The organism is Enterobacter hormaechei subsp. xiangfangensis (genome assembly GCF_001729785.1).
In the GTDB taxonomy this organism is placed as follows: Bacteria; Pseudomonadota; Gammaproteobacteria; order Enterobacterales; family Enterobacteriaceae; genus Enterobacter; species Enterobacter hormaechei_C.
In genome coordinates, this window is record NZ_CP017183.1 from 4,320,570 (window position 1) to 4,333,390 (window position 12,821).

The following is a 12,821-nucleotide window of genomic DNA, read 5'->3' on the forward strand; positions in this document are numbered from 1 at the left end:
GAGAGGGTTAGGGTGAGGGCATCAACCCGCACCAGCATTATTTGGCATCAGTAGCAGTGCCATTGGCATGCCAGTCAAACACGCCGAACTCGAAGCCCTTCAGGTCGCCCTTCTCATCCCAGGACAGCGGTCCCATCACGGTTTCCACCGAGTTCGCTTTCAGCCAGGTGGCAATCTCCGCCGGATCGGCTGACTGGTTCAGGCCCGCTTGCAGAGACTGCAACGCTGCGTAAGTGGTCCAGACGAACGCACCGCTTGGATCCTGTTTCTTCGCCTTGATGGCATCGACAACAGGTTTGTTCGCAGGCACCTGGTCGTAGTTCTTCGGCTTGGTCACCAGCAGACCTTCAGCGGATTCACCCGCGATGTTAGACAGGGAAACGTTCGCGACACCTTCTGGCCCCATGAACTGCGTCTTCAGACCCGCCGCACGCGCCTGACGCAGGATCTGCCCCATTTCCGGGTGGTAGCCGCCGTAGTAAACGAAATCGATATTTTCCTTCTTCAGACGCGCGACCAGGGTCGAGAAGTCTTTCTCACCGGCGGTGATACCGTCAAAGAACACCACGTTGGCGTTCGCTTTTTTCAGGTTATCCTGCACCGCACGGGCCAGGCCTTCGCCGTACTGCTGTTTGTCATGAACAATCGCGATGCGCTGCGGCTTCACTTTTTCCACGATGTATTTCGCGGCGGTTGGCCCCTGATCGGAGTCCAGACCGGTGGTACGCAGGATCAGCTTATAGCCGCGCGCGGTGAGCTCTGGCGCCGTCGCGGCCGGCGTGATCATCAGAATGCCTTCGTCTTCGTAGATGTCAGATGCGGGCTGGGTGGAAGAGGAGCACAGGTGACCAATAACGTATTTGATCCCGTCGTTTACCACTTTGTTCGCCACCGCGACCGCCTGTTTTGGGTCACAGGCATCGTCATATTTTACGATTTGCAGCTTTTCGCCCTTGATGCCGCCCTTAGCATTAATGTCTGCAACCGCCTGTTCCGCGCCCGTAAATTCCTGATCGCCGTACTGTGCTACCGGACCGGACATCGCGCCCACCACGGCCACTTTAATATCGGCCTGCGCCATGGCGCTGAATGCCAACGCGATACATCCTGCCAGTAACGCTTTACCCTTCATGTTCATCCTGAGATTCCCCATTATTATGGTTATAACGATTGTTGTGATGTTGTTGTGTAGCGCTTTATTTCAGTTATAGGCGTGCTGTTCGCGCTTTTTCAGCATACTCTGCTAAAACATACCCCATTTTTATGATTTTGGAATAGCTAATTTGAAATGAAAATATGATAAGCCCAACCGTCATTTCAGCCGGGCTTTTGGCTTTATCGTGTCAGCGAGGCGGAAATAATATCCAGCGCTTTACGGAACTGCGCTTCGGGGATGGTGAGCGGGTAGAGGAAGCGAATAACGTTGCCGTAAACGCCGCAGCTCAAAAGCAGCAGCCCTTCGTTCAACGCGCGCTCCTGAACCTGACGGGTAAATTCCGGCGACGGCTGTCCGGTTTGCGGATCGGTAAATTCCACCGCCACCATCGACCCCTGCCCACGGATATCGGCGATATACGGACAGCCATCCTTCGCTTTATTCAGCACCTCGACCAGATGATGCCCGAGATGCGCCGCGCGGGTGCAGAGATCGTCCTCGTCAATCACATCCAGCACCGCATGGGCCGCCGCAATCGCCAGCGGGTTACCTGCGTAGGTTCCGCCAAGTCCGCCCGGGGCCGGCGCATCCATTACCTCCGCCCGGCCAGAGACGGCAGAGAGCGGCATCCCGCCCGCCAGGCTTTTCGCCATAGTGATCAGATCGGGCTTCACGCAGTGGTTTTCCATGGAGAACAGCTTGCCGGTACGGGCGAAGCCGGTTTGCACTTCGTCGGCAATCAGTAAAATCCCGTGGGTATCGCACAGGGCACGCAGCGCCTGCATAAAATCAGCGGGCGCGACGTTGAATCCGCCCTCGCCCTGAACCGGTTCAATAATGATTGCCGCCACCTGATCGGGCGCGATATCGGCTTTGAAGATGCGCTCCAGGCTTTTTAACGCTTCGGCGGTACTGACGCCGTGCAGGCTGTTAGGGAATTGCGCGTGGTACACCGAGCCGGGGAACGGGCCGAAGCCGAGCTTATAGGGCGCCACTTTGCCGGTCAGCGCCATGGTCATAAAGGTACGGCCGTGGAACGCGCCGCCGAAGGTGATAAGGCCGGAACGTCTGGTGTACGCGCGGGCGATTTTCACCGCGTTTTCGACCGCTTCCGCCCCCGTTGAGAAGAAGGCGGTTTTGGCTGGCCCCTCTATGGGTACGCGCTGGTTGATGCGCTCGGCAAGCGATACATAGCCTTCATAAGGGACGATTTGATAAGCGGTATGGGTAAAGGCGTGAAGCTGTTTTTCGACGGCGGCGATAACTTTAGGATGGCGATGCCCGGTATTCAGCACGGCGATCCCGGCGGCAAAATCAATATACTCGTTACCTTCCACGTCCCACACCGTGGCGTTTTCGGCTTTATCGGCATAGAAGTTACACATGACGCCGATACCGCGCGGCGTCGCCTGTAAACGCCGGTCGTTCAGTTCGTTATTTTTCACCCTGTCACCCTCTGAAAGTCGCCTGCTTAGCGCATCAGTAAGTGTTTGCCAGGGGCAGGGAATTCGCCAGAGCGGGCGCTAAAAAAACAAAACCCCCAGACTCTCATCCAGGGGTTCTCGGTGTACTTCGCGAAAATTACGCTTCGATAGCGGCGCGAAGTTTTTTCATGGCGTTCTTTTCAAGCTGACGCACACGTTCAGCGGAGACGCCGTAGCGGTCGGCCAGTTCCTGCAACGTGGACTTGTTATCTTCGTCCAGCCAGCGGGCACGGATGATATCCTGGCTACGCTCGTCTAGGCCTTCCATCGCGAAGGTCAGCTTGTTCGCCGCCTGGTCTTCCCAGTTATCCTCTTCAATGCCGTCAGCAAAGTTAGAGGTTTTATCCTGTAGATACAGAACCGGGGCCATCGGCTGGCTGTCGGACGCGTCATCGTCGGCAGACATATCAAACGTCATGTCCTGAGCGGCCATACGGGATTCCATCTCGCGGACGTCTTTGCTGGAAACGCCCAGCTCGCGCGCCACCATTTCCACTTCATCCTGATTGAACCAGCCCAGACGCTGCTTGGTTTTACGCAGGTTGAAGAACAGTTTGCGCTGCGCTTTCGTCGTGGCGACTTTCACAATACGCCAGTTACGCAAGACGTATTCGTGAATTTCCGCTTTGATCCAGTGCACGGCGAAGGAGACCAGTCGCACGCCCACTTCCGGGTTGAAGCGACGTACCGCCTTCATCAGGCCAATATTACCTTCCTGAATCAGGTCCGCCTGCGGCAGGCCGTAGCCCGCATAATTACGAGCAACGTGAACAACAAAGCGCAGGTGAGACAGGATCAGCGTTTTAGCTGCTTCCAGATCGCCCTGGTAATGCAGCTTTTCAGCAAGCTCCTTTTCTTCCTCAGCCGTTAACATCGGCCAGGTGTTCGCAGCCCGGATGTAAGATTCCAGGTTACCAACAGGGGCTAAAGCTAAAGTTTGCATTTCTTTGGTCATTCATTCCTCTCAATGTTTCTTCTGGTCCAGGTTGTCCCCGTCAGGCAACAACCATGCCAAAGCGTTTGAGCAACGAGATTAGCATTCACTCTTTTATCAGACAGTGATTTTATCCACAAGTTCCAGGTGCAACAGTGAATAAATTACGCACAAAATGTGACATGAAGATGATTACAGGGGAAGAGACAACAGGGACGCTTTCCCTGCAAGCGAACATCTCGGTGCAGGGAAAGATTATATCACGCTTTTATTAGTCGGGAGTAAAGTGGCGTAAATGTTGAACCGTTGCCAGCCATGCCGCCACCCAGCCGATCATGGAGCACACCAGCAGTAACAGCAGGCACTCATCGAAACCTAAACCACTGATATCAAACTTAGTTCCGAAAACCTGCGCCACCTCGGTGACGGCTGACGACAGCCGCATCACCAAAATTTCTGACAATATCAATGAAAGAAATGCACCAGAAAAACCTAATAACGCGCCGCCGTAAAGGAACGGGCGGAGGATGAAACCATCCGTTGCGCCAATCAGTTTCTGCACGTTGATGGTATCGCGACGGGCGAAGATGCTCAGGCGCACGCTATTACCGATGACGAGGAACACCGCCGCCACCATCAGCACGCCGATCATCGCCGACACGCGTCCTACCAGCCCGGTCAGGGCGGCAAGACGGGCAAACCAGCTGTCGTCCATGCGCACTTCATCAATCCCGTTAATGCGGGTAATGCGGTCGCGCAGGGTGTTGAGCGAATCCGTGCCCTGGAAATCGAGTTTCGGGATCACCACCGCCACCGCGGGCAGCGGGTTCTCTTCAAGCATATCCAGCGCGCCGCCAAATCCGGACCAGTTGCGGAATTCGCCCAGCGCTTCATCGCGGGAGAGATAGTTCACCTTTTCCACGCCCTGCTCGGCCTGAATCTGCCCCACTACCTGAGCCGCCGCGTTATCGTCGAGGGCTTTATCCAGATAAACGGTAATCTGCGGCGACGGATAGTACTGGGACGCCGCCTGGTTTACGTTTTTGTAAACCATATAGCAGACGCTGGGCAGCGTCAGGGAGATGGCAATCACCATCACCGTCAGGAACGTCGCCAGCGGTTTGCTTTTCAGATCCTGCAACGCGCCCTGGAAGGCATACCGCACCTGCTCGTTAAAGACGTTGGTTTTGCGGGAGTTCGGTTTCGGTGTCGCTTTGGCACGCTTAGGCGCATTGCGATTGCCGTCACCACCGCCCTGAGGCTTGCGGAAACGGTCGAACCGGTTGCTGAACTGCCGAATCTGGTTCATTGCATCACGCTTGTTCACCGTGGCCTCCGTGCAAATGCCCATCGCTCAGGGTCAGCATACGGTACGAACGGCGGGAGATCAGCCCCATGTCGTGCGTCGCCATCAGTACCGTGACCCCCACGCGGTTAAATTCCTCAAACAGACGCAGGATCCCTTCAGAGAGGGCATCGTCCAGGTTACCGGTCGGTTCATCCGCCAGCAAAACGGCAGGCTTGTTCACCACCGCACGGGCGATACCCACGCGCTGCTGCTCACCGCCGGAGAGCTGGATCGGGAAGTTCTTCGCTTTGTCCAGCAGCCCGACCTTATCCAGCGCCGCCGAAACGCGACGGCGGATATCATCGTAACTGGCGCCGGCAATAATCAGCGGGATCGCGACGTTATCGAAAACCGTGCGATCCATCAGCAGGTGGTGATCCTGAAAAATCATGCCAATCTGACGACGCAGGAACGGCACTTCACGGTTCTTAAGACGGCTAATTTCATGGCCGCTGAACCAGATTTTACCGGCGCTTGGCCGCTCGATCCCACAGATCAGCTTGAGCAGGGTACTTTTCCCCGCGCCGGAATGGCCGGTCAGGAATGCCATCTCGCCTGGCTGGAGGTGGAATGTCACCCCCTGTAGCGCTTGTCTCCCGCCGAGATAGGCCTTGCTGACGTGTTCAAAGCGAATCATTGTTAGTCCTCTCGGGCAAATAGTGCCTCAATAAAGTCGTCCGCTTTAAACGGACGTAAATCCTCAATACGCTCGCCCACACCGATGTAACGGATAGGAATGCCGAACTGGTCGGCCACGGAGAAGATCACCCCGCCTTTCGCGGTGCCGTCCAGCTTGGTCAGCGTGATCCCGGTCAGTCCTACCGCTTCATGGAACAGCTTCGCCTGGCTGATGGCGTTCTGTCCGGTGCTGGCGTCGATAGTCAGCATAATTTCATGCGGTGCATCTTCGTCCAGCTTCTTCATGACGCGAACGATTTTCTTCAGCTCTTCCATCAGGTGCGATTTGTTCTGCAAACGCCCCGCGGTATCCGCAATCAGCACGTCCACGTTACGCGACTTCGCCGCCTGGATGGCATCGAAAATCACGGACGCGGAATCCGCGCCGGTGTGCTGAGCAATGACCGGAATATTGTTGCGCTGGCCCCACACCTGGAGCTGTTCCACCGCTGCCGCACGGAAGGTATCGCCCGCCGCCAGCATCACCGATTTGCCCTGCTGCTCAAACTGGCGCGCCAGCTTGCCGATGGTGGTGGTTTTACCCACGCCGTTGACGCCAACCATCAGAATAACAAACGGCATTTTGCCTTCAATATTAAGCGGTTCGTCAACTTTTGCGAGAATTTCACCCATCTCGTCTTTCAGCAGGCCGTACAGCGCCTCGGCGTCACGCAGCTGTTTGCGGCTCGCCCCTTCAGTCAGGTTAGCGATGATCTTCCGGGTGGTTTCCACGCCCACGTCCGCAATAAGCAGCTGCTCTTCCAGCTCCTCAAACAGATCGTCGTCGATCTTTTTGCCGCGGAACAGACTGATAAATCCGGAACCTAAGTTTTCTTTGGTTTTGAGCAGGCTGCGTTTCAGGCGCGCGAAGAAACCTTCTTTTGTCGGTTTTTCCTGCTCCTGAACGATCTCTTCTTCGGCCTGCTCTTCCACCGGTACGACGATGACCGCTTCTTCAGCCGCTTCCGCCGCCAGCGCCTGGGCTTCCAGCTCTTCGTCGGTCAGCTCTGGCTCAAGTGCCGCCTCTTCTTCCACCGCCTCAACAATTTCAACGGTTTCCGCTTCGGCCTGCCACTCTTCGGCAGAAACCTCTTCAGCTTTAACCTCTTCCGGCAGCGGCAGCGCTTCGTGTTCGATAGCGGCCTGCGGCGCTTCGGTAAGGGTTTCAACGATAACCGGCTCTGGCTTCTCGCTCTCCTGAACCTGCTCAGTGACCTCAACCACCTCTTCAGCAAAGGATTCAATCTCTTCTTTGCTGTGCGCTGGCTCTTCCGCTTCGACAACCGCAGCGGTTTCGACAGGCGTTTCAGGCTGTGACTGCTCTTCTACAACCTGCTGTTCTTCGGTTTTCTGTTCTGTTTCTTGCTCTTTTTCACCGAAACCCAACCAGGAAAAGAAGCCACGTTTTTTTTGTTTTGCCATCTGCGACTACACTCCTCGCGGCGCTATATACAGGGAAGCTAAAAAAATGATGAAATAGTCTAACACTTTACTTAATTGACATCACCGCCCGCAATCGCAGGGCAATGGTTAACAGAGCTTTCCTGAGATGAAGAAACCCACCCGCGCCCCGGCCGGTCAAATTCGCATTATCGGCGGTCAGTGGCGAGGCCGGAAATTACCGGTGCCGGACAGCCCCGGTTTACGCCCCACCACGGACCGCGTTCGCGAGACGCTGTTTAACTGGCTCGCCCCGTCTATGGTAGACGCCAACTGCCTGGACTGCTTCGCCGGAAGCGGTGCATTAGGGCTGGAAGCGCTGTCGCGCTATGCTGCCAGCGCCACGCTGCTGGAGATGGAGCGTGGCGTCGCGCAGACGTTGCAGCAAAATTTGGCTACGCTGAAGGCAACCAACGCCAAAGTGGTGAATACCAACACGCTGAGCTTCCTCGCCCAACAGGGGACGCCGTACAACGTGGTGTTTGTTGACCCGCCGTTCCGTAAAGGGCTGCTGGAAGAGACGCTATCCCTGCTGGAGCAAAATGGCTGGCTGGCGGACGACGCGCTGATTTACGTTGAAAGCGAAGTGGAAAATGGTCTGCCGTCCGTTCCCGTTCACTGGGATCTGCACCGCGAGAAGGTCGCCGGCCAGGTGGCTTATCGTCTGTATCACCGTCAGGCACAAGGAGGATCCGATGCCAGTACTGATTAACGTAGGGCGCGTGCTGATGCTGGGCGTCTGGGCATTTTTGATTTTGAATCTGGTGCACCCGTTCCCGCGTCCGCTGAATATCTTCATTAACGTGGCGCTGATTTTTACCGCGTTCATGCATGCCTTACAGATGGTGATGCTGAAAAACGGACTGCCGAAAGATAGCCCACCGATGACCGGCTGGCAGCAGCTGCGGGTGTTTATTTTCGGCGTATTTGAGCTGCTGGTGTGGATGAAGAAGTTTAAGGCGCAGGTTAAGAAGTAAGGTGCGGTGTGATGCCCTCACCCTAACCCTCTCCCACTGGGAGAGGGGACCGATCGCGCATTATTCAGCCCTAAAACCTACAAAACGCGACCCTTTATAGCTCAACGTGCCTTTCTCTCCCACCGTCAGCTGATGGTACTGCTGCGCCTCCAGGCGGAAGGTCATCTCCAGCCCGCCGGTTTCCGGCTTAAAGCTCGCTTCATAGCGCATCGTTGTGCCCGCAGGCGTCACCTGCTGCTGGCGGGAGCGGCGGTCGTTAAGCGGCTTTTCGCGTTTGTTCGTCACCACCACGCGCTTTTGCATCAGCGGCGCGGCATCGTTATCCGCCTTCTCACGGCGCTGCTGCACGAAGCGAAACGAGGCGGCAATGACGATAATCGCCACCACGATAATGAAAAACAGCGGCATCTTGCTCATTGAAAAATCCCATCAGATTATGCGGAATTCAGGATACCTCGCCTGCCCCGGCATTGCCAAACGCCCGCTCGCGTCACTACACTGGATCAGGAACTGATCATTCAGCCTCAACAGTTACAGGGAGTTAATATGCTTTGGTCATTTATCGCTGTCTGTTTTTCCGCATGGCTTTACGTCGATGCGTCCTACCGTGGCCCAGCCTGGCAGCGCTGGTTATTTAAACCCGTCACGCTATTACTCCTGCTGTTGCTTGCCTGGCAGGCCCCGATGTTTAACGCCGTTATCTATCTTGTCCTCGCGGGGCTGTGTGCTTCCCTGATTGGCGATGCCTTAACCTTGCTGCCGCGTCAGCGCCTGCTGTACGCCGTGGGGGCGTTCTTCCTGTCACATCTGCTCTATACCATCTACTTTGCCAGCCAGATGACGCTCTCCTTCTTCTGGCCACTGCCGCTGGTGCTGCTGGTGATTGGCGCCCTGCTGATCGCGGTGATCTGGTCGCGTCTGGAAGAGATGCGTCTGCCGGTCTGTACGTTTATCGCTATGACGCTGGTGATGGTGTGGCTGGCGGGCGAGCTGTGGTTCTTCCGTCCGACGGCGCCTGCAATGTCTGCGTTCTTCGGTGCCGCACTGTTGCTGTTGGGTAATATCGTCTGGCTGGGCAGCCACTATCGTCGCCGCTTCCGTGCGGATAATGCGATTTCCGCCGCCTGTTACTTTGCCGGACACTTCCTGATTGTGCGTTCGCTGTATATCTAAATAACGCTTGACTCTGGAGTCGACTCCAGAGTGTATGCTGCGGTTAATGAGAAAATTATCATTACCGGAGACTGCCATGTCGACTCCAGAAACACCTAAAAAAGTTCCCCAATTCTCGGCACTTAAGCTCAGCCCGGTTCCGCCAAAAGAGGACTGCTGCTGCGAGGGCGCGTGCGAAACCCAGACCGAAGCGCTGCCTGAAAGCGGCAACCGCTACAGTTGGGTGGTCAACGGCATGGACTGCGCGGCCTGCGCCCGCAAAGTGGAAAATGCGGTGAAGCAGGTGCCAGGCGTGAATCACGTTCAGGTGCTGTTCGCTACCGAAAAGCTGCTGGTCAGCGCCGAAAACGACGTCAGCAGACAGGTTGAAGCCGCCGTCAGCAAAGCGGGTTATACCCTGCGCAGCGAAACGGCGCCCGCAGAAAAAACGTCCCCGCTAAAAGAAAATCTGCCCCTTATCACCCTCATCATCATGATGGCCCTGAGCTGGGGGCTGGAGCAGATCAACCACCCATTCGGCAACCTGGCGTTTATCGCCACCACGCTGGTTGGCCTGTTCCCGATTGCGCGTCAGGCGCTGCGTCTGATGAGAAGCGGCAGCTGGTTTGCCATCGAAACGCTGATGAGCGTGGCGGCTATCGGGGCGCTGTTTATTGGCGCGACGGCGGAAGCGGCGATGGTGCTGCTGCTGTTCTTAATTGGCGAACGCCTTGAGGGCTGGGCGGCGAGCCGGGCGCGTAAAGGGGTGAGCGCGCTGATGGCGCTGAAGCCGGAAACCGCCACGCGGGTTATTGATGGTCAGCGTGAAACGGTCGCCATCAACACCCTGCGCCCGGGCGACGTGATTGAAGTGCCCGCAGGCGGACGCCTGCCAGCCGATGGGGCCCTCGTTACTGCCACCGCAAGTTTTGACGAAAGTGCCCTGACCGGAGAATCCATCCCGGTAGCGCGCGCGGCGGGTGAAAAGGTGCCTGCGGGCGCCACCAGCGTCGACCGACTGGTGCAGTTGACGGTCCTTTCCGAACCGGGCGACAGCGCCATCGACCGCATCCTCAGGCTGATTGAAGAGGCCGAGGAGCGCCGCGCGCCGGTAGAACGCTTTATCGATCGCTTCAGCCGGATTTACACCCCCGCCATCATGCTGGTGGCGCTGCTGGTCACCGTCGTCCCGCCGCTGTGCTTCGGCGCGCCGTGGGAGGGCTGGATTTACAAAGGGCTGACGCTGCTGCTGATCGGCTGTCCGTGTGCGCTGGTGATCTCCACCCCGGCGGCGATTACCTCAGGGCTGGCGGCGGCGGCACGTCGCGGGGCGCTGATTAAGGGCGGCGCGGCGCTGGAACAGCTGAGCCAGGTTCAGCACATCGCCTTCGATAAAACCGGCACGCTGACCGTCGGCAAGCCGCAGGTGACCGGCGTGTATCCGCAGGACATCAGTGAAGACGCCCTGCTGACGCTGGCCGCTGCCGTGGAGCAGGGCTCCACTCACCCGCTGGCGCAGGCGATTGTGCGAGAAGCGCAGTCGCGCGGGCTGAACATCCCTCCGGCAACCGCCCAGCGAGCGCTGGTCGGGTCAGGGATTGAAGCTGTGGTCGAAGGCAAAAAAGTGTTGATCGCCTCGGCAGGCGCGTTCCCGAATCCACAGGTTGAGGCATTAGAGCAGGCCGGGCAGACGGTCGTTGCCGTGATGCAGGACGGTGTACTGATGGGCATGCTGGCGCTGCGCGACACCCTGCGCGACGATGCGAAAGGCGCCGTCGACGCGCTGCACAGGCTGGGAGTACAGGGTGTGATCCTGACCGGCGATAATCCGCGCGCGGCGGCGGCGATTGCCGGTGAGCTGGGGATGGAGTTTAAGGCCGGATTGTTGCCTGCGGATAAAGTCAGCGCGGTAACCGAGCTGAACAGCAACGCCCCGCTGGCGATGGTCGGGGACGGGATAAACGATGCCCCGGCAATGAAAGCTTCCACCATCGGCATTGCGATGGGCAGCGGCACCGACGTGGCGCTGGAGACCGCCGACGCGGCGCTGACGCACAACCGCCTGACCGGGCTGGCGCAGATGATAGATCTTGCGCGGGCGACGCGGGCCAATATTCGGCAGAACATCGGCATTGCGCTGGGTCTGAAGGGGATTTTCCTGGTCACCACGCTGCTCGGCATGACCGGACTGTGGCTGGCGGTGCTGGCGGATACGGGGGCGACAGTGCTGGTTACGGCGAACGCGTTGCGGCTGTTGCGCCAAAGGTAAAAGTGAAACGGCAACCGGGTTGCCGTTTCTCGTGTTTGCCCCCTCTCCCCGCGGGAGAGGGCCGGGGTGAGGGCATCAGGCCGCACGCATCACTGCATCCCTAGCAGCCCCGGCAACCACAATGAAATCGCCGGGATGTACGTCACCATCCCCAGCACCACCAGCAACATACCGTAAAACGGCAGCATCGCCCGCACCACGTGCTCGATCTTCTGCTTACTCACCGCGCTCGCCACAAACAGCACCGATCCGACCGGCGGCGTGATCAGCCCAATCCCCAGGTTCACCATCATGATCATCCCGAAATGCACCGGGTCGATACCCAGTGCATTGGTCACCGGCAGCAGCACCGGGGTCAGGATCAGGATGATCGGCGCCATGTCCATCAGCGTGCCAATCAGCAGCAGCATGATATTGAGGTACATCAGGATCACGTATTTGTTATCGGAGAGCGACGTGAAGAATTCGGTGATGCGCATCGGCAGCTGCATGTAGGTCATTACCGCGCCAAACGCCGCGGCAAAGCCAATCAAAATCATCACGATGGTGACGGTTTTCACCGTGCGGCACATCAGCTTCGGCAGTTCGCTCCATTTATAGTCGCGGTAGATAAACATGGTGACGAAAAACGCCCACAGGCAGGCCACGGCGGCAGATTCGGTCGCCGTGAATATCCCGGACAAGATCCCGCCGAGGATAATCACCACCGTCATCAGCCCCCACAGGGCATCGAGCATGATTTTCAGCGCCTGCCTGAACGGGATTTTGTCCCCCTTCGGATAGCCGCGCTTGCGGGCGAAGCACAGGCAGAGCACCATCAGGCTCACGCCCAGCAGCAGGCCCGGCAGCACGCCCGCGATAAACAGCGTGGCGATGGAAACCGTTCCCCCTGCCGCCAGGGAGTAAATCACCGAGTTGTGGCTGGGCGGGATCAGGATCGCCTGCACCGACCCGCTGGCCGTCACCGCCGCCGCGTATTCGCGCGGATAGCCCTTCTTCTCCATCTCCGGGATCATCACGCTGCCGATAGACGCCGTATCCGCCACCGACGAGCCGGAAATCGCGCCGAAGAACGTTGATGCCACGATGTTCACCAGCGACAGCCCGCCGCGAATAAAGCCGACAAAAACGTACGCGAAGTTAACCAGCCGTCGGGCAATACCCCCTTCCGCCATGATCGCCCCGGCAAGAATGAAGAACGGGATCGCCAGCAGGGTAAATTTATTCACTCCACTGGTGATCTGGATCATCAGCGCCTCCAGCGGCAGGTCAATCCACAGCGCGCCCGCCACGGCGCTTAAGCCGACGGCGAAGGCCACCGGCATCCCCAGCGCCAGCAAAATGGCGAGGGTGAATAACAAAACAAAAGCATCCATTGTTCAC

At 57.7% G+C, this 12,821-nt stretch carries 12 protein-coding genes; 4 read left to right on the forward strand and 8 right to left on the reverse strand.

All coding sequences use genetic code 11. The features are described 5' to 3' along the window. Positions 1–37: 37 nt before the first annotated feature. The 6 genes from livJ to ftsY all read right to left on the reverse strand — a co-directional run bounded on the left by livJ (position 38) and on the right by ftsY (position 7,022). Positions 38–1,138 (reverse strand): branched chain amino acid ABC transporter substrate-binding protein LivJ, encoded by a 1,101-nt coding sequence (livJ, locus tag BFV63_RS20720; RefSeq protein WP_003861530.1) that lies wholly within the window; start codon positions 1,136–1,138, stop codon positions 38–40. 197 nt (positions 1,139–1,335) lie between these two features. Continuing rightward, positions 1,336–2,601, reverse strand: coding sequence for a 4-aminobutyrate--2-oxoglutarate transaminase (locus tag BFV63_RS20725; RefSeq protein WP_023323836.1), 1,266 nt, complete (start codon positions 2,599–2,601; stop codon positions 1,336–1,338). A gap of 136 nt (positions 2,602–2,737) precedes the next feature. Continuing rightward, positions 2,738–3,595, reverse strand: coding sequence for an RNA polymerase sigma factor RpoH (rpoH, locus tag BFV63_RS20730; RefSeq protein WP_000159624.1), 858 nt, complete (start codon positions 3,593–3,595; stop codon positions 2,738–2,740). Positions 3,596–3,845: 250 nt separating this feature from the next. After that, complete coding sequence (ftsX, locus tag BFV63_RS20735) at positions 3,846–4,901, reverse strand: permease-like cell division protein FtsX (RefSeq protein WP_003861527.1); 1,056 nt, start codon at positions 4,899–4,901, stop codon at positions 3,846–3,848. Next, positions 4,888–5,559: a cell division ATP-binding protein FtsE gene (gene ftsE, locus BFV63_RS20740; RefSeq protein ID WP_003861525.1), complete on the reverse strand. Its 672-nt coding sequence runs from the start codon at positions 5,557–5,559 to the stop codon at positions 4,888–4,890. Before ftsE ends, ftsX begins: the two co-directional genes overlap by 14 nt. A gap of 2 nt (positions 5,560–5,561) precedes the next feature. Further along, on the reverse strand, positions 5,562–7,022 hold the full coding sequence (ftsY, locus tag BFV63_RS20745) for a signal recognition particle-docking protein FtsY (protein ID WP_023323837.1): 1,461 nt from the start codon (positions 7,020–7,022) through the stop codon (positions 5,562–5,564). 127 nt (positions 7,023–7,149) lie between these two features. Between ftsY and rsmD the strand changes: the two genes are divergently transcribed. Beyond that, positions 7,150–7,752 carry a 16S rRNA (guanine(966)-N(2))-methyltransferase gene (gene rsmD, locus BFV63_RS20750; protein ID WP_023314975.1) on the forward strand — a complete coding sequence of 201 codons (603 nt, stop codon included), beginning with the start codon at positions 7,150–7,152 and terminating at the stop codon, positions 7,750–7,752. Further along, entirely contained in the window at positions 7,736–8,017 is a 282-nt protein-coding gene (locus BFV63_RS20755) for a DUF1145 family protein (RefSeq protein ID WP_003861520.1), read from the forward strand. Before rsmD ends, BFV63_RS20755 begins: the two co-directional genes overlap by 17 nt. A gap of 60 nt (positions 8,018–8,077) precedes the next feature. Here the strand turns inward: BFV63_RS20755 and BFV63_RS20760 are convergent, their stop codons facing one another. Continuing rightward, on the reverse strand, positions 8,078–8,434 hold the full coding sequence (locus BFV63_RS20760) for a DUF2500 domain-containing protein (protein WP_003861518.1): 357 nt from the start codon (positions 8,432–8,434) through the stop codon (positions 8,078–8,080). 129 nt (positions 8,435–8,563) lie between these two features. On the opposite strand from BFV63_RS20760, the gene BFV63_RS20765 reads away from it, so the two are divergent. Beyond that, a complete protein-coding gene (locus BFV63_RS20765; protein ID WP_048241708.1) occupies positions 8,564–9,190 on the forward strand; it encodes a lysoplasmalogenase in 627 nt (208 codons plus the stop codon). 76 nt (positions 9,191–9,266) lie between these two features. Further along, positions 9,267–11,438, forward strand: a complete 2,172-nt coding sequence (zntA, locus tag BFV63_RS20770; RefSeq protein ID WP_048241706.1) for a Zn(II)/Cd(II)/Pb(II) translocating P-type ATPase ZntA — start codon at positions 9,267–9,269, stop codon at positions 11,436–11,438. 89 nt (positions 11,439–11,527) lie between these two features. Here zntA and BFV63_RS20775 read toward each other — a convergent pair whose 3' ends face one another. Beyond that, positions 11,528–12,814 (reverse strand): TRAP transporter large permease, encoded by a 1,287-nt coding sequence (locus tag BFV63_RS20775; protein ID WP_022649674.1) that lies wholly within the window; start codon positions 12,812–12,814, stop codon positions 11,528–11,530. Positions 12,815–12,821 lie beyond the last annotated feature (7 nt).